Annotated in this window: 18 protein-coding genes, 1 tRNA gene and 2 pseudogenes; 10 read left to right on the forward strand and 11 right to left on the reverse strand. The window is 66.1% G+C overall.

What is annotated here, in order from left to right; genetic code table 11:
* Positions 1-6: 6 nt before the first annotated feature.
* Positions 7-909 carry a lytic transglycosylase domain-containing protein gene (locus G6N26_RS20755; protein WP_179960387.1) on the reverse strand — a complete coding sequence of 301 codons (903 nt, stop codon included), beginning with the start codon at positions 907-909 and terminating at the stop codon, positions 7-9.
* A gap of 192 nt (positions 910-1101) precedes the next feature.
* Here G6N26_RS20755 and G6N26_RS20760 point away from each other — a divergent pair, with 192 nt between their 5' ends.
* The 4 genes from G6N26_RS20760 (at position 1102) to G6N26_RS20775 (ending at position 2892) form a co-directional block, all read left to right on the forward strand.
* Entirely contained in the window at positions 1102-1884 is a 783-nt protein-coding gene (locus G6N26_RS20760; protein ID WP_083014649.1) for a DUF732 domain-containing protein, read from the forward strand.
* Positions 1885-1968: 84 nt separating this feature from the next.
* On the forward strand, positions 1969-2217 hold the full coding sequence (locus G6N26_RS20765; protein ID WP_083015143.1) for a hypothetical protein: 249 nt from the start codon (positions 1969-1971) through the stop codon (positions 2215-2217).
* 159 nt (positions 2218-2376) lie between these two features.
* Positions 2377-2452: transfer RNA gene (locus tag G6N26_RS20770), tRNA-Thr, on the forward strand.
* Positions 2453-2484: 32 nt separating this feature from the next.
* Positions 2485-2892 (forward strand): HNH endonuclease, encoded by a 408-nt coding sequence (locus tag G6N26_RS20775; protein ID WP_067168612.1) that lies wholly within the window; start codon positions 2485-2487, stop codon positions 2890-2892.
* A 93-nt stretch (positions 2893-2985) separates the two neighbouring features.
* On the opposite strand, the gene G6N26_RS20780 is transcribed toward G6N26_RS20775, so the two are convergent.
* Positions 2986-3702, reverse strand: a complete 717-nt coding sequence (locus G6N26_RS20780; RefSeq protein ID WP_067168614.1) for a hypothetical protein — start codon at positions 3700-3702, stop codon at positions 2986-2988.
* Between the two features lie 157 nt (positions 3703-3859).
* Between G6N26_RS20780 and phoP the strand changes: the two genes are divergently transcribed.
* Complete coding sequence (phoP, locus tag G6N26_RS20785; RefSeq protein ID WP_008263800.1) at positions 3860-4579, forward strand: two-component system response regulator PhoP; 720 nt, start codon at positions 3860-3862, stop codon at positions 4577-4579.
* 40 nt (positions 4580-4619) lie between these two features.
* Positions 4620-6078, forward strand: a pseudogene (locus G6N26_RS20790) (sensor histidine kinase).
* Between the two features lie 127 nt (positions 6079-6205).
* On the opposite strand, the pseudogene G6N26_RS26595 reads toward G6N26_RS20790, so the two are convergent.
* The 9 genes and pseudogenes from G6N26_RS26595 to G6N26_RS20835 all read right to left on the reverse strand — a co-directional run.
* Positions 6206-6454, reverse strand: a pseudogene (locus G6N26_RS26595) (HIT family protein); the annotation flags it as partial.
* Between the two features lie 6 nt (positions 6455-6460).
* Entirely contained in the window at positions 6461-6898 is a 438-nt protein-coding gene (locus G6N26_RS20800) for a ketosteroid isomerase family protein (protein ID WP_139799076.1), read from the reverse strand.
* A gap of 215 nt (positions 6899-7113) precedes the next feature.
* Positions 7114-8241: an NDMA-dependent alcohol dehydrogenase gene (locus G6N26_RS20805; RefSeq protein WP_067168622.1), complete on the reverse strand. Its 1128-nt coding sequence runs from the start codon at positions 8239-8241 to the stop codon at positions 7114-7116.
* Between the two features lie 144 nt (positions 8242-8385).
* Positions 8386-8934 carry a hypothetical protein gene (locus G6N26_RS20810; RefSeq protein ID WP_083014652.1) on the reverse strand — a complete coding sequence of 183 codons (549 nt, stop codon included), beginning with the start codon at positions 8932-8934 and terminating at the stop codon, positions 8386-8388.
* A gap of 3 nt (positions 8935-8937) precedes the next feature.
* Complete coding sequence (locus tag G6N26_RS20815; RefSeq protein ID WP_067168625.1) at positions 8938-9150, reverse strand: ferredoxin; 213 nt, start codon at positions 9148-9150, stop codon at positions 8938-8940.
* Positions 9151-9161: 11 nt separating this feature from the next.
* On the reverse strand, positions 9162-10517 hold the full coding sequence (locus G6N26_RS20820; protein ID WP_067168627.1) for a cytochrome P450: 1356 nt from the start codon (positions 10515-10517) through the stop codon (positions 9162-9164).
* Entirely contained in the window at positions 10514-11341 is an 828-nt protein-coding gene (locus tag G6N26_RS20825) for an SDR family oxidoreductase (RefSeq protein WP_067168629.1), read from the reverse strand. The genes G6N26_RS20820 and G6N26_RS20825 overlap by 4 nt, the downstream gene beginning before the upstream one ends.
* The gene (locus tag G6N26_RS20830; protein ID WP_067168631.1) at positions 11342-12559 is read right to left on the reverse strand and encodes a cytochrome P450; all 1218 of its coding nucleotides are present in this window, start codon (positions 12557-12559) and stop codon (positions 11342-11344) included.
* A 3-nt stretch (positions 12560-12562) separates the two neighbouring features.
* A complete protein-coding gene (locus G6N26_RS20835) occupies positions 12563-13201 on the reverse strand; it encodes a TetR/AcrR family transcriptional regulator (RefSeq protein WP_067168633.1) in 639 nt (212 codons plus the stop codon).
* Between the two features lie 210 nt (positions 13202-13411).
* Between G6N26_RS20835 and G6N26_RS20840 the strand changes: the two genes are divergently transcribed.
* From G6N26_RS20840 to G6N26_RS20855, 4 genes are read left to right on the forward strand one after another with little or no spacing between them, the layout of a single operon-like run.
* Positions 13412-14881 (forward strand): aldehyde dehydrogenase, encoded by a 1470-nt coding sequence (locus G6N26_RS20840; RefSeq protein WP_083014655.1) that lies wholly within the window; start codon positions 13412-13414, stop codon positions 14879-14881.
* Positions 14882-14895: 14 nt separating this feature from the next.
* Complete coding sequence (locus G6N26_RS20845; RefSeq protein ID WP_067166333.1) at positions 14896-15645, forward strand: SDR family oxidoreductase; 750 nt, start codon at positions 14896-14898, stop codon at positions 15643-15645.
* On the forward strand, positions 15642-16499 hold the full coding sequence (locus G6N26_RS20850; RefSeq protein WP_083014658.1) for an NAD(P)-dependent oxidoreductase: 858 nt from the start codon (positions 15642-15644) through the stop codon (positions 16497-16499). The genes G6N26_RS20845 and G6N26_RS20850 overlap by 4 nt, the downstream gene beginning before the upstream one ends.
* On the forward strand, positions 16499-16936 hold the full coding sequence (locus G6N26_RS20855) for a carboxymuconolactone decarboxylase family protein (protein WP_067166340.1): 438 nt from the start codon (positions 16499-16501) through the stop codon (positions 16934-16936). The genes G6N26_RS20850 and G6N26_RS20855 overlap by 1 nt, the downstream gene beginning before the upstream one ends.
* Positions 16937-16969: the final 33 nt, after the last annotated feature.

Consider the following 16969-nt stretch of genomic DNA (forward strand, 5'->3'; position numbering starts at 1 on the left):
CGCGTCCTACTGCGGATGGGCCGCCACGTAGTCCGCGGCCGGGATCGGTGACGACGCGTCGTAGCCGATGGGCAACAAGACGTCGCCCGCCGTCGTGCGGCAGTAGACGTGCCACCGGTAGTACGCGGCAAACGTGGCGGGATCTTCCCCGATCAGCGCCGCGTATTGGTCGACCGCGTGCACGTATTCGCTGGCGTGGTTGTAGCCATAGATCGCGCGATCCCGATCGTTGGCAAAGCCATTGGCGGCCAGGTATCGGCCCGCCGCCAGGATGCTGTCGCGCGGCGAATGGATATCGCCGCCCTGCCCGTAACCGGCGAACGTCGACGGCAAGAACTGCATGGGGCCCTGCGCGCCGGCGGTGCTCGCGCCCACGATGCTGCCGAAACGGGTCTCGATGAAGTTGATCGCGGCCAGGTAGTTCCAGCTGACGCCGGATTCGGACTCGGCCTGGTGGTAGTCGTTGAGCAGCTCGTCGGCCGGGGCCGGCGGCTCGATGCGCCAAGCCGGCAGGGTGTCGCGCACCGGGGTCAGCGCGGTGAGTTGCCGGCGGGCGTCGACGTTGCGGTCGTAGACCTCGGCCAACTCCACCGGGATGCGCGGGCGCGTCGTCGCATCCCATTCGGGATGGCGGCCGATGGCCCGGTAGGCCGCCTGCTCGCGGTGCGCCGCCGCCGTCAGCGCCGGCTCCGGGGTCCCCGGGTCGCGCAGCGCGCGCTCGTCGGCGACGAGATCGTCGGCCAGCTGCGCGGGGTCCGACGCCAGCCGTGGCTGCGCGCCGCCGGGCGTCCCCGCGTCCGCGGGCACCACCCGGGTCGGCGATGCCGGCGGTGCGGCGGCCGGCGTCGTGGTGACGGCCCCGGGCGCACTCGTGGGATGCGACGCGGAACAACCGGCGAGCGCGACCATGATCGCGGCGAGGGCCAGCGGCGCGGCGCGTCGGTTACCGCCCACGGTGATCACTTCCGTCCATCGCCCCTCAATCCGTACGGCTCCGGTTGGTTGGCTCACAGCGAGTCTTGCGCATCGGAGCGCGTGACATCAATGCCGATGAAGCACCGGGACTTGTAACGGCGTCCAGACGCTCTCAAACTGGTTGATATGCGCGACCGCGAGACGATCGACTCGGAATTGCGGCGCATCGCCCTTGGGCGCCGGTCGATCCGCGAGCAGGGCGGTCAGCCGTCGACCCAAGAGGTCGACGCACTGCTCGACGAGCTTCTGGCCCACAGCACCGGGGTGCCGCTCGTGAGCGCGCCCGATGCGCGTGAAACCCCGGTGGTCGCGAGCTCTCTGCCGCGGCGCGCCAAGGCCACGCTCCTGTGGCGCAGTGGTGTGCTACGCCGTCTCGGCCTAGTGGCGGCGCTGCCGCTCTCCCTGGTGGGCATCGCCGCCGCGGCGATCGTCATCTTCGCCCTCCGCCAGCAGGATTCATCGGCGCAGCCGACGGAAACCCCTCCGCCGGCCGCGTCGTCGCCCAGTCGACCGGCCGCGTCGCCGCCCAGCCGAATGGCGCCGCACGCGCCCGCCCCGCGGATCGGCGTTGCCGACACGGCGTTCATCGCCGCGCTGAAGCACGAAGGCGTGCCGATTCCCAGCCAGGATTACGCGATGGCCCAGGGGCACGCCGTGTGCGACTTCCTGGCGCACCAACACAATTTCTCCGACGCGGTCGGATTCGTGCAGCGATCGTCGATCTGGGACGCCGATCAAAGCACTCATGTCACCGCGGGCGCCATCGTCGCGTACTGTCCCCAGTCCCTACCCTCTGCCTCAAACGAGATGCAGCCGTCGTATCAGGATGCTCTCTCCGATTTGCAGGCCATCGAAGGAAAACTGCGGGACATCCAAGGCGATCTGGACAACCTCCCGGGCTACCCGTGAGCTGATGGGCCGCCATCCCTCTTCGGGTCGAAACTCGTTATCCTGCAGACGATTAACGCTCAGCAGCGAGGAGCGCATGTGGTCGTGTCAGTGCTGTTGCTGATTCTCAAAGTCGCGTTGATCGCCTTTGTCGTCGGAGGCACCGTCGCCGTGATCACCCGCGGGATCAGGCGGTCACGAGCGAACAGACTGGACCCGCGGTGGAAGGGACACATCGGGCAGCCCGGGTATGAGGCATCCGCATTAGGCGCCATGCCCAACACACCGCTTCCCGAATGGGTCTACTGGGACGACGAGGACGACGACAACCACGGCGAGCGCAGGGCGCGCTGAAGAGGCCGATGCAGGATTGAGCTGACGACCGCTCGCCTACCGAGGCGCTCCGTTCGCGAGCTTTCGCCCTACACCCGCACCTCCGCGGGCCCGGTCGACGCGTAGCTCGGACGGCATCACCCTGTCGTAGAATCGTCGTGGCTTATCGAGCCGGCCCCGGCCGCGTTAGCTCAGTTGGTAGAGCGTCGCTCTTGTAAAGCGGATGTCGAGAGTTCGAGTCTCTCACGCGGCTCCATTCCTGTCGGTACTCAGGAATAGCGTTGTCTTGTGCCAACGACCTGTCTCGGGTGCGGAGTCGATTTCGAAGGCCGTCGGCGAAAGGTATTCTGCACCAACGCATACCAACAGAAATACCGCCGACGCTTGCTCTTGGAGGTCTGGCTTGACACCGGAGTCTGTGGGCGCATGTCCTACCAGGGTCACTACGTCCGCGACTATCTCTATGAGCAACAGGGCGGATGTTGTGCGATCTGCGGCATCGAGGACACGTGGAGCGGTGCGACCCTGACGCTGATCGTCGACCACATCAATGGCGACGCAAGCAACGATCGTCGGGAGAATCTGCGGCTCATCTGCCCCAACTGTGACAGCCAGCTGCCCACGTACAAGGCCAGGAATCGCGGCAGCGGTCGCTACTACCGGCGACAGCGGTACGCCGACCGCCAGTCCTATTGACGCACCGGCGGCCTGAGCATCCAACCAACGTGCTGCCCCGGCTCTACCACTGAGCTAAGGAGGCGGGGTAAAACCGGGACCAAGCCTAATCGGTCACTGGTCGCTGTCGACCACGCGTGCTGAGCGCACCGCCCGCGACGAGGGCCGCCGGCGCCCCGGCAGCGGGATCCGATCCGCGATGTTGCTCAGCGGGTTGACCACCATGGTGAGCGCGATGACGGCGTCTTGCAGGGTGGCGATGGCGGGCTCGAGCGCCTCCATCCCCGGGGTGAGTCGCGCCAGGGTGTCGGCGACGTCGGCGAGTTGGTCGAGCGGCCCGTGCTTCGCCGTCAGCTTGTCGACCAGGCCGCCTTCGCTGAGCAGCCGGTCGGCCAGCCCGTCCTCGGCCAGCAGGCGTTCGATCAGACCCTCCTCGGCGACCAGCTGATCCGCCAGCCCGCCGGGCTGCAGCGTGCGCTGCAAGGCGCCGCCTTCGGCGGTCAGCCGGTCGAGCAGGCCTCCCTCCGAGGTCAGCATGTCGACCACCCCGCCCGGGCGCAGTAAGCGGTCGAGCGGCCCGTCCGGAGCCACCGCGCGGCCCAGCGGCGCGTCGTCGTCGAGCAGCCTGGCCAGCCGGTTGGCGCGCACGAGCGCGTCGTCGAGACCCAGCATCGATGTCATCGGGTTCGTGCCGGTGGATCCGTTCTCGCCCAAGGCCCGCTTCGCCACGCCAACGGCCGCGCTTGCCACGCCCAGGCCCGCGTCCGCCGCGGCCAGCCCGACCCGGGCCGGAGCGGTCGCCGCCGACACGATGCTTTTGGCGAGGTTCATTCCCCGAGTCTATTCACGACGCGGCCTGCGAAAGGCCGATCGGTCCCAAGGCAACGCGTTGATCCCTGGCAGACTACTAACAGACGGTTGACACTGAGCTTTCAGGAATCACACAATCTTTCCATAGGTAACTTCAAGTAAGGGACAGCAGCACCTGATGACATCGCCAACTCCCAGCGACACCAAACCGGAGGCCCGCGTCCTCGTGGTCGACGACGAGGCCAACATCGTCGAGTTGCTCTCGGTGAGTTTGAAGTTCCAGGGCTTCGAGGTCTACACGGCAACCAACGGCGCCCAGGCGTTGGACCGGGCGCGCGAAGCCCGTCCCGACGCCGTCATCCTCGACGTGATGATGCCCGGCATGGACGGATTCGGGGTACTGCGCCGGTTGCGCGCCGACGGCATCGACGCCCCCGCGCTGTTTTTGACGGCGCGGGATTCGTTGCAGGACAAGATCGCCGGCCTGACGCTGGGCGGCGACGACTATGTGACGAAGCCCTTCAGCCTCGAAGAGGTCGTCGCCCGGCTGCGGGTCATCCTGCGGCGCGCCGGCAAGGGCGGCGCCGAACCACGCAGCGCCCGACTGACTTTCGCCGATATCGAACTCGACGAAGAAACGCACGAGGTGTGGAAGGCCGGCCAGCCCGTGTCGCTGTCGCCCACCGAATTCACACTGCTGCGTTACTTTGTGATCAACGCCGGCACGGTGCTGAGCAAACCCAAGATCCTCGACCACGTATGGCGCTACGACTTCGGAGGCGACGTGAACGTCGTCGAGTCCTACGTCTCGTATCTGCGGCGCAAGATCGACACCGGCGAGAAGCGGCTGCTGCACACGCTGCGCGGCGTGGGTTATGTATTGCGGGAACCGCGCTGAGCGCGTGCCCGATCAACCGCGGTAGCGAAGAATTGGAAAGATGGTCACTCAGCCTCGACGCGGACTGCCGCTCCGAATAGGTCTTGTCGCCGCCACCCTGGTGCTGGTCGCCTGCGGCCTCGCCGTGTCCGGTGTCGCGGTGACGTCGATCCTGCGGCACAGTCAGCTCAGCCGCATCGATCAGACGCTGCTCGACGCATCCCACAGCTGGGCGCAGGCACCGCGTCGTCAGTCACCGCCGCCGTACGAGGGCCCCGATCCGGGCCGGCCACCGTCGAAGTTTTACGTGCGCGGCGTCGGCACCGACGGAACCCCCTTCACCGCCATCAACGACCGCAACGCCGAGCCGGCCCTGCCGGCCAACAACGACGTGGGCCCCAATCCGACGACGCTGCCCTCGGTGAACGGTTCGAACATTCATTGGCGGGCCGTCTCGGTGCACGGGCCACACGGCTTGACCACCGTCGCGATCGACCTGTCCGACCTCCAGCACACCGTCGGGTCACTGGTCTGGCTGCAGATCGGCATCGGGGTCGCGGTGCTGGTCCTGGTGGGAATCGCCAGCTTCGCGGTCGTCCAGCGCAGCCTGCGGCCGCTGGCCGAAGTCGAACGAACGGCCGCGGCCATCGCGTCCGGTCAGCTGGATCGCCGTGTCCCAGAACGTGATCCGCGCACCGAGGTGGGCCGGCTCTCGCTCGCGCTCAACGGCATGCTCGCGCAGATTCAGCAAGCGCTGGCGTCCTCGGAGTCCTCGGCCGAGAAGGCCCGCGGCTCCGAGGACCGGATGCGCCGCTTCATCACCGACGCCAGCCACGAGCTGCGCACCCCGCTGACCACCATCCGCGGTTTCGCGGAACTGTATCGCCAGGGCGCCGCCCGCGACGTCGCCATGTTGTTGTCGCGGATCGAGAGCGAGGCCTCCCGGATGGGCCTGCTGGTCGACGACCTGCTGTTGCTGGCCCGCCTCGACGTGCAACGACCACTCGAGCACAACCGGGTGGACTTACTGGCGCTGGCCAGCGACGCCGTGCACGACGCGCAGGCGATCGATCCGCGGCGGACCATCACCATGAAGGTCCTCGACGGCCCCGGCACGCCGGAGGTGCTCGGTGATGAAGCGCGCATCCGACAGGTGCTGAGCAACCTGATCGCCAACGCGTTGCAGCACACCCCGGAAAGCGCCGACGTGACGGTGCGGGTCGGCACCGACGGCGACGACGCGGTCCTCGAAGTGGCGGACAAGGGCCCTGGCATGAGTGAGCAGGACGCGTCGCGGGTGTTCGAGCGGTTCTATCGCACCGACTCGTCGCGGGCGCGCGCCAGCGGCGGTACCGGTCTGGGTCTATCCATCGTCGAGTCGCTGGTGCGGGCGCACGGCGGCGTCGTCAGCGTGACCACCGCGCCGGGTGAGGGCTGCTGTTTTCGGGTGACATTGCCGCGCATCAGCGATGTCCACGCGCAGCACGCGGTTCACGCCAATTGAGCCAGGGCCGCCTTGATCTTGGCCTGGGCCTCATCCAGCGATTCTTGTGAGGGGTTGCGGTCCACGTTGGCGAAGCCGAAGTCGCTGAGGCTGCGGGTGGGGAAGACGTGCACATGCAGGTGTGGCACCTCTAATCCGGCGATGATCAGGCCGGAGCGCTCGGTTCTGAAGGCCTTGCACACGGCCTTGCCGATCAACTGACTCACGGCCATGACCCGGGCGAAGGCCGGGCCGCCGACGTCCTGCCAGTTGTCGATCTCTTCGCGCGGGACGACGAGGGTGTGTCCCTGGGTCATCGGCTCGATCGTGAGAAACGCGACGACGTAGTCGTCCTCATAGACAAAGCGGCCGGGCAGTTCGCGGTTGATGATCTTGGTGAAGATCGACGCCATGGGCAATCACTCCTCCTTGCCGAACTGCATCATTTCGAGGTTCCAGTAGCCACGCATGTTGGTGATCAGCCCGGCGCCGTTGACCTTGTAGGTGAACACCCCGCGCACCGAGCTGGTCAGGCCGCCCTCGAACTTGCTGTTGAGCACCAGGATGTGGGCGACCTCGTCGGGCGAACTCGACGGGAAGGTCTCCTCGCAGATGATGGAGAGCTGATTGGCCGCGATGTTGGTGTCGAAGAACGCGCCGACGGCCTCCTTGCCGCGGACGCCGGTGCCGTCGGGATTGGTGACGGACTTACCGATCGGGTCCTCGATGACCACGTCGTCGGACATCAGCGCCAGCCAGCCCGCCCGGTCGTGCGCCTGCACGCACCGCCACGAGGACTGCGACGCGGCCAGGGCCGGCGATGCCTGGGATTCTTGAGCTTGCGCGGCTTCGATCATTTCTTCTCCTGTCACTAGATTGCCCACCCGGTGCCTCGGGACGAGTCAACCCGATGGTCGTCTGTGCGCTGATTGCATTGTGGCGCAAGGAAAGACGGTAGTTCGTCCCCGCGGACATGAGCGCGCGGTCGCGCACCGTCATGGCGCCGGTTGGTCCCGGCGCCATGAGGTGGCAGAAAGCCGGTCACTTAAAGACGCGGCTGATGACGGGTGATTTAGCGGTCGGCGTCGGTGTAGCGGATGACGCCGCGAATGTTCTTGCCGTCCAGCATGTCCTGGTAGCCGTCGTTGATCTGCTCCAGCTTGTACTGGCGGGTGATCATGTCGTCCAGGTTCAGCTTGCCGGCCTTGTACATCGACAGCAGCTGCGGGATGTCGTACTGCGGGTTACCGCCACCGAAGATGGTGCCCTGCAGGTTCTTCTGCATCAGGGTCAGCATCGCCAGGTTGATGTTGACGTTGGTGTCCAGCAGGCTGCCGATGGCGGTCAGCACGCAGGTCCCGCCCTTTTGGGTGATGTTGAGGTAGTTGTCGACGTCGGCGCCCTGCAGCTCACCGACGGTGACGACGACCTTGTGGGCCATCAGGCCGTAGGTGACCTCGGCCATGCCCGCCATCGCGGCGAAGATGTCGGGGTAGACGTGGGTGGCGCCGAACTTGAGCGCCTGGTCGCGCTTCCACTCCACCGGGTCGATCGCGAAGATGTAGCGGGCGCCGGCGTTCACCGCGCCCTGCAGCGCCGCCATGCCGACCCCACCGACGCCGACGATGGCGACGTCTTGGCCCGGCCGGATGTCGGCGGTGCGGACCGAGGAACCGTATCCGGTGGTGACACCGCAGCCCACCAGCGCGGCGACCTCGAACGGCACCGACTCGTCGATCTTCACCACCGAGCTGCGGTGCACGACCATGTAGGGGGAGAACGTTCCCAACAGCGTCATGGGGAAGACGTTCTGACCCTTCGCCTGGATCCGGAAGGTCCCGTCGGACACCGCGGCGCCACCCAACAGCCCGGCGCCCAGGTCGCACAGGTTGCGCATGCCCGCCTGACAGGTCGGACACTGCCCGCAGGACGGGATGAACGACAGCACCACGTGGTCACCCGGGGCGATGTCTTCCACGCCGGGGCCGACCTCGGTGACGATGCCGGCGCCCTCGTGACCGCCCAGCACCGGGAAACCGGCCATCGGGATGCCCCCGGTGACCAGGTGATGGTCGGAGTGGCACATGCCCGCGGCTTCCATCTGGATCTTGACCTCATGCGCTTGCGGGTCGCCGATCTCGATTTCCTCGATGGACCAGGGCTGATTGAACTCCCAGATCAGTGCGCCTTTTGTCTTCACGATGGTCCTGACCCCATTTCGCCTTTGGAATTGATCAGCGCTGACCGGCCCCTTACTGCCGGCCAGCTAGGTGACGGATGCCACAGGCACCCTCGTCGCGTCAGCATAGCGCGTGCAACAAATCAAATGCTTGGTTGGCTCCTATCACCAGATCGGGACGGGTGCCTCGCCCAGCGGGTAGTACCCGGGCAGCTTCTCGCCGGCGATGCTGCGCTCGATGCGCCTCTGCATGCCCTCGCTCAGGTCGCTGGATTCGATGAGCTTGCCGAACATGTACGCGACGTGACCAAAGTCGAAGAAATCCCGCTGCCACTCGATGAGGTTGTCGGCGTTGAGCCGGAACCAGCTGCCGCCGATGCCGTAGATCTCGTCCTGGGTGCCGTCGGTCTTGTTCACGATCTGCTTCCAGAAGCCGACGATCTCGCCCTGCTTCTCGTCGATGAGCACCTTCTGGTACTCATACACCCAGTTCTCCAGGCCTTCCATCTCCAAACCCAAAGCGACGTCGCGGATCTCGTCGACGCCGACGCACATCACGTCTTCCTTGGGGCCGATGTTCCACCCGTAGGTGGCGTCTTTGGTGTAAAAGTCCGCCAAAGGCCGCCAGTCACCGGCCTTTTCGCAGTCTTTGTTGGCCTGCAGCCAGCGGTCGACCCATGCCTCGAGTTCTTCGCGTGACGCTTGTGCAGTCATAAGTCAGTCTCCTGGATCTTCTTTGATGAACAGTGCTTGCGTTGGGCACATATCGACCGCGCGCTCGACTTCCTCGCGGGCGTCTTCGGGCGGTTCGGGGTCGACGATCTCGACCTTGCCCCGCTTGGGCACCCGGAAGTAGTCGGGCGCCTCCAGTTCGCACATGGCGTGGCCCTGACACAAATCCAGATCGGCTTCGATTCTGAATCCGCCCATGGACGTACTCCTTACACGTTGCGCTTGCGGTAGCGGACCTTCGCCGGACGGGCAAGCTGCACAACCATCTTCGAGTGATCGTTGTGATAGCTGTCCGCCGGTTGCGCCATCTCGAAGTCGTACTCGCGAAGGAGTACCGAGAAGATCGCCTTGATCTGCATCTGGGCGAACGCGGCGCCCACGCAGCGGTGACGCCCCGCACCGAACGGAATCCAGGTCCACCTGTTGACGATGTCGGCCTGCTCGGGCTTGTTGTAGCGGTCGGGCCGAAACGCGTCGGGATCGGGGAAGTCCTCGGGAATCCGGTTGGAGATCGCCGGGGACGCCGCGACGTAGTCGCCGTCGTGAATGGGGAAGCCCTCGACCTCGAACTCGCCCTTGGCGACCCGCATCAGGATGATCAGCGGCGGGTGCAGCCGCAGGGTCTCCTTGACCACGTTGTCCAGCTTCGGAATCGAGCGCAGCGCATGAAAACTCACCTCCTGGCCGTCGGCGTAGAGATCCTCGAGCTCGGCCAGCACCTCGGCGTAGACCTCGGGATGGCGGATCAACTCGATCAACGTCCACGCCGAGGTCCCCGAACTCGTGTGGTGCCCGGCGAACATCAGCGAGATGAACATCCCGGTGACCTCGTCGGCGGAGAACCGCAGATTGCCGTCCTCGTCCTTGATCGACACCAGCACGTCGAGCATGTCGCGGTCGGCCTTGTCCTTCGGCGGGTTGGCCATCCGCTGGTCCATGATCTCCTGAACCACCGCAACGAGTTTGACGCGCGCCTCGTCACGCCGCCGGAAACTGTCGATCGGCAGGTACGGATCGACGTAGCACAACGGGTCGGTCCCCCGTTCCAGCTCGTGGTAGTACTCGGCGAACCGGTGGTCGAGCTGCTCGCGGAACTTCAGCCCGATCAAACACGCCGTCGAGGTGTAGATCGTCAGCTCGGCGAAGAAGTCGAGGAGCTCGATCTCACCCTCATCGCCCCAGTCGGCGATCATCTTCTTGACTTCGCCCTCGATGGTGGCCGCGTGGCCCTTCATCTGCTCGCCGCGCAGGGCCGAGTTGTGCAGCATCTCCTTGCGCCGCTCGGGGCTGGCGTCGAACACCACGCCCTTGCCGAAGATCGGCGTCATGAACGGGTAGGCCTCGGCCTGATCCAGGTCTTCGTCGGCGGAGCGGAAGAAGAATTCGTTGGCGCCCGCACCGGACAACAGGATGACGTGCTTTCCGGCCAGCTGGAACCAGCCCACGTCGCCGCACTCGTCACGGACTCGCTTCATCAAACCGATTGGGTCGGTGCGGAATTCCTCGAGGTGGCCGTGCTCCTCTTCACCGCCGGAAACCCGCGGCACGATTGCGGTGGTCGTCATTGTCCTGGCATCCCCTCTTCTCCGAGTGCCAACTTCTGGCGAGTCTTGTTGTCGGCTAACGGGGCTTCGGGCTGAAGCTCCATGTTGGCCACGAAGCCGCCACGCGGAGTCTCGGCGACGAACGTGATGGCTCGTGCCAGGTCCGCGGCGCGCAGGAAGTAGTCGTGGCGGGCCTGCCCCCACTTGGCCCAGTCTTCCAGTGCGGGGCCGATCTTTTCGGCCGGCAGGCTCCAGCCCATCGACGTCTTCGTCGGGCCGGGGTGCACGATCGAGGCCCTTACCCCGGTGCCCTCGAGCTCCATCTGGAAGTTGGTGACCATCGCGACGAGTGCGGCCTTGGCGGCGCCGTAGGCGCCCATGTGCGGCCGCTGGCGCAGGGCCACATCGGAGCCGACGAAGATCAGGTCGCCCCGCTGGCGCTCGAGCATGCCCGGCAGCACCGCGGCGGCCAGCCGGTTGGCGCCGACGAGGTGGATCTGCAGCTGGGACTCGAATTCGTCGGTGGTGATCTCGGCGAGCTTGCCGAAGTATGTATCGCCCGCCCCGGCTACCAGCACCTCGATGTCGCCGAGCGCATCGACCGACTGCGCCACAAAGGATTTCACCGAGTTCGGGTCGGTGACGTCCAGGTGGAACCCGACCGCCTCGCCGCCCTCGGCGTTGATCTTGCCGACGATGTCGTCAAGCTTCTCCACCCGGCGGGCGCCTAGGGCGACCGGGAAGCCGTGCGCCGCGAGTTCGATCGCGGTCGCCTCCCCGATGCCGGAGGAGGCGCCGGCCACGATGGCGGGCCGGCGTTCGGGCAAGGGCTCAAAGCGGGGCATTCAGCGGACCTCCACGCTCATTGGTAGGTGGGCGAATCCGCGGACATTGCTGGAGTGGACGCGGACGGCGTTGGCCTCGTCCACTTCATAGCCGCGGATTCGCTTGAACAACTCGGTTAGCGCCACTCGGGCTTCCATCCGCGCCAGATGCGCGCCCAGGCAGAAGTGTGCGCCGCTACCGAAACTCAATAGTTTGGGCCCGATTTCGCGCCCGATCACATAATCGTCGGGGTTGTCGAAGATCCGCTCGTCCCGATGGCCCGAACCGGGCAGCAGCAGCAGGACGTCGCCGTCGGGAATGGTGGTGTCGTAAAGGCTGAGCTCGCCGGACACGGTGCGGGCCAGGATCTGGCTGGAGGTGTCGTAGCGCAGGGTCTCCTCGACCCACAGCGGCACCCGGGACAGATCGTCGTAGACCGGGGTCAGCTGATCGGGGTTCTTGTGCCCCCAAAAGGCGGCGTTGGCAAGCAGTTTGGTGGTGGTCTCGTTGCCCGCGATGACCATGAGGAACATGAAACCGAGCACCTCGTCATCGGTGAGCCGGTCGCCGTCGATCTCGGCTTCCAGCAGCGCCGACGTCAGATCCTCCGTCAGCTTCTCGCGCCGCTCAGCCACCATCCCCTGGTAGTAGACGATGAGGTTGAGCGACGCCTCGACGGCCTCCGGCGGCACGTCGGTGACGCCCTCCTCGCGGTGCATCACCCCGTCGGCCCAGGCGCGGACCTGGTCTCGATCCGGCTCGGGGACACCCATCAGCTCGGAGATGACGTCCATGGGCAGCTTGCCGGCGAACTCGTCGACATAGTCCACGGTGCCGTCCTTGGCCTTGGCCAGCATGGTGTCGAGGTGCTGCGTCGCGATCTCGGTGACCCGGGGTTCGAGTTCCCGAATCCGGCGCGGGGTGAAGCCTTTTGAAACCAGCGTGCGCAGACGCAAGTGGGCGGGATCGTCCATCGCCAGAAAGCTCATCGTCTTGCTGGCGTGCGGGCCGCGCGACGCCGGATCCAGCGAGACGCCGTACTTGTTGGACAGCGTGGTGCTGTTGCGGAACCCCTGCAGCACGTCCTGGTGCCGCGACAGCGCCCAGAACTTCAGCTCCTCGTTGCGATACAGCGGGGCTTCGTCGCGAAGACGCTTGTAGTACGGGTATGGATCCTCGTGAAAGTCGTAATCGTAGGGATCGAGGACCAGCTCGTGGTCGCCAACATGGACGGTCATCGCTTAGGTTCCTGCCTCTGTCTCTGGGCTTGTGTCTTTGGCGCCGGTCAGGATCAGCCGGACCACGTAGGCCAGCCGGTCGGCGATCTCGCGGTAGCTGAATTCGCCACTGCCGCCCTGGACCAGCGCGCCGAAAAAGGACATCTCCAGCGCGGACACGGTAGTCGGATCGGCGTTGGGGCCCATCGCGGAGGTGATCCGGCGGTGGATCTCCACGCCGATGCGGTCGCGGGCGGCACGCACCGCGGGGTCCGCCCCGCCGCTGAGCAACGCGGTCGTGCAGGCAGCGCTGACTTCGGGCTCATCGGCGACCACCAGGGCCAGATGACGCAACACCTGCTCCACCCGAGTGGGCATCGGGTCGTTGACGTCGGTGAAGTAGGGGACCTGCCGCACCAGGTCCAGGTAGACCTCGGCGATCAGGTGATTCTTCGAGGAGAAGTAGGTGTAGGCGGTGGCGGGCGCGACCTTGGCGCGGGCCGCCACCGCGCGCACGGTCAGGTCGGCGTAGGACTTTTCGCGCAACGTTTCGATGCCGGCGGCCAGCACTTTCCGGAAGGTCTCCTCTTGGCGCCGGTTGCGCGGCGTCTGACCGGTCTGGCGGTCGGCGTCGGAGCTGATCGCCAGTGCATCGCTGGACACATGTCCAAGCTAGTGGATGGTGTCGGCGCGAAGCAAGTCCGTGTCGGCAACGCAATGGTTAATCAGCGATTTTGAGCCGAATTCGGGCGTCCGCCGGGATCGGCTCTTGCACCGCCGCTGATCAGACGACTATGGTTCGATCGGACGATATCGGACAACTGTCCACTAGATTGCCGTGCCGGGTTGACCGCGCACAGACAGGAGCGGGACATGGCCTTGTTGGCCGGCGGCGTGAGCCAACTCTTCATCGACGGCAAGATGTCGGCCGGCAGTGCCGGTACCTTTCCCACGGTCAATCCGGCGACCGAGGAAGTGCTCGGGGTCGCCGCAAACGCCGACGCCGCCGACATGGACCGCGCGATCGATGCCGCGCGACACGCCTTCGACGAGACGGACTGGTCGCGCAACACCGAATTGCGGGTGCGCTGCGTGCGGCAACTGCGCGAGGCGATGCAGCAGCACCTCGAAGAGCTGCGCGACCTGACCATCGCCGAAGTCGGGGCGCCGCGGATGCTCACCAGCATCGCCCAGCTCGAAGTCCCGGTCAACGACCTGGCGTTCGCCGCCGACACCGCCGAATCGTATGAATACAACCAGGATCTCGGCGAGGCATCGCCGATGGGCATTCCGACCAAACGCACCATCGCGCGTGAGGCGGTCGGCGTCGTCGGCGCCATCACCCCGTGGAACTTTCCGCACCAGATCAACCTCGCGAAGATCGGGCCCGCCCTGGCCGCCGGAAACACCGTCGTCCTCAAGCCCGCACCCGACACCCCGTGGTGCGCCGCCGTGCTGGGGGAACTCATCGCCGAGCACACCGATTTTCCGCCGGGCGTCATCAACATCGTCACCTCGGACGACCACGGCGTCGGGGCGCTGTTGTCGAAAGACCCACGGGTGGACATGGTTTCGTTCACCGGATCGACAGCGACCGGCCGCAGCGTGATGGCCGACGGCGCGGCGACCATCAAGAAGGTCTTCCTCGAACTGGGCGGCAAGTCGGCGTTCATCGTCCTCGACGACGCCGACCTAGGCGGCGCGGTGGGGGTGGCGGCGTTCTCGGTGTGCATGCACGCGGGGCAGGGGTGTGCGATCACCACCCGGCTGGTGGTGCCGCGGGCGAAGTATGACGAGGCCGTCTCCATCGCGGCCGCGACGATGGGCGGCATCAAGGCCGGTGACCCCACCGACCCCGGAACCATTTGCGGCCCGGTGATTTCGGCGCGCCAGCGCGACCGCATCCAGGGCTACCTCGACTCGGCGATCGCCGAAGGTGGGGCGTTCGCCTGCGGAGGCGGTCGGCCCGCCGACCGCGAGGTCGGCTTCTTCATCGAGCCCACGGTGATCACGGGGCTGGGGAACGACGCTCGCTGCGCGCGCGAGGAGATCTTCGGTCCGGTCCTGACGGTGATCCCGCACGACGGTGACGACGACGCCGTCCGCATCGCCAACGACTCGCCATACGGCCTGTCGGGCACCGTGTTTGGCGCTGACCCCGGCCGGGCCGCCGGCGTTGCCGCCCGCGTGCGCGCCGGCACGATCAATGTCAACGGCGGCGTGTGGTATTCGGCCGATGCGCCCTTCGGGGGCTATAAGCAGTCCGGGAACGGCCGCGAGATGGGCCTGGCGGGTTTCGAGGAGTACCTGGAAACCAAAACTATTGCGACAGCGATCAACTAGAGGAGCCTGCGAGCATGCGATTCGAGAACAAAGTCGGCATCGTCACCGGGTCCGGGGGCGGCATCGGACAGGCCTACGCGGAGGCGCTGGCCCGTGAGGGCGCCGCGGTGGTGGTCGCCGACATCAACGCCGAGGCGGCCGAGGCGGTCGCCAAGCAGATCGTGGCCGACGGCGGAACCGCCATCAGCATCCCGGTCGACGTATCCGATCCGGCGTCGGCCAAGGCGATGGCCGACCGCACGCTGGCCGAGTTCGGCGGCATCGACTATCTGGTCAACAACGCCGCGATCTTCGGGGGCATGAAGCTGGACTTCTTGCTCACCATCGACCCGGAGTACTACAAGAAGTTCATGAGCGTGAACCTCGACGGGGCGTTGTGGTGCACGCGCGCGGTGTACAAGAAGATGGCCAAGCGCGGCGGCGGGGCGATCGTCAACCAGTCGTCCACCGCCGCCTGGCTGTACTCGAATTACTACGGGCTGGCCAAGGTCGGCCTCAACGGCTTGACGCAGCAACTGTCCCGCGAGTTGGGTGGCCAGAAGATCCGGATCAACGCGATCGCGCCGGGCCCCATCGACACCGAGGCCAACCGGACCACCACGCCTCAAGAGATGGTCGCCGACATCGTCAAGGGCCTGCCGCTGTCGCGGATGGGGACGCCCGCGGATCTGGTCGGCATGTGCCTGTTCCTGCTCTCCGACGAGGCGTCCTGGATCACCGGGCAGATTTTCAATGTTGACGGCGGACAGATAATCCGGTCATGACGAATGAATTGAAGCTCGGCTATATCGGGCTGGGCAACATGGGCGCTCCGATGGCCACGAAGATGACCGAATGGCCGGGCGGGGTAACGGTTTTCGACATCCGGACCGAGGCGATGACCCCGCTGGCCGAAAAGGGCGCCGGCCTGGCCGACAGTGTCGCCGATGTCGCCGCCGCCGACATCATCCACATCACCGTCCTCAACGACGCGCAGGTGCGCGAGGTGGTCGGCGAGCTGGCGGCGCACGCCAAGCCCGGGACCGTCATCGCGATCCACTCGACCATCAGCGACACCACCGCCGTCGAACTCGCGGCCGAACTCAAACCGCAAGACATCCACATCGTCGACGCACCCGTGAGCGGCGGTGCCGCCGCGGCGGCCAAAGGCGAACTCGCCACCATGGTGGGCGCCGACCGTGAGGTGTACGAGAAGATCAAGCCGGCATTCAAGCACTGGGCGGCGATGGTCATCCATGCCGGTGAGCCGGGAGCGGGTACCCGAATGAAGTTGGCCCGCAACATGTTGACGTTTACCTCATACGCCGCCGCGTGCGAGGCCATGAAACTGGCTGAGGCGGCGGGACTGGATCTGCAGGCGCTCGGACGGGTGGTGCGCCACACCGACGCTCTCACCGGCGGCCCCGGCGCGATCATGGTGCGTGAGGACATGAAAGACCTTGAGCCGGACAACTTCCTGTACGAGCCGTTCTTGCACACCCGCGGCCTGGGGGAGAAGGATCTGAGCCTGGCGCTGGCTCTCGGTGAGTCGGTGTCGGTCGATTTGCCGCTGGCTCAGCTAGCTTGCGAGCGGTTGGCCGCCGGTCTCGGGGTGCCACACACGGAGAAAGAGGCGTAATGGACGAGCTGCGCAGCAAGGGCCTCGCGAAGATGAACGAGGTCTACGGCTGGGAGATGCCCAACATCGAAGGCGACGCGTACTTTGACCTCACCGTCGATCACCTCTTCGGCAGCATCTGGACCCGACCCGGATTGTCCATGCGCGACAAACGCATCATGACGCTGACGGCGGTCACCGCGATCGGGAATCGCGACCTGGCCGAGATCCAGATCAACGCCGCCCTCCTCAACGGCGAACTCTCCGAGACCGAACTCAAGGAGATGGCCGTCTTCCTCACCCACTACCTGGGCTTCCCGCTGGGCTCGGCCCTCAACGGCGCGGTCGACGCCGTCGTGGCCAAGCGCAAGAAGGCCGCGGCAAAGGGGGCCGGAGAGGACAAGAAGGCGAACGTCGAGGGTGCGCTGAAGATGCACTCAGGCAATAAGGGCGACTGAAAGGCCGAGCAGACACAAAAGCACCCGACACGC

Source organism: Mycobacterium marseillense, assembly GCF_010731675.1.
GTDB lineage: Bacteria > Actinomycetota > Actinomycetes > Mycobacteriales > Mycobacteriaceae > Mycobacterium > Mycobacterium marseillense.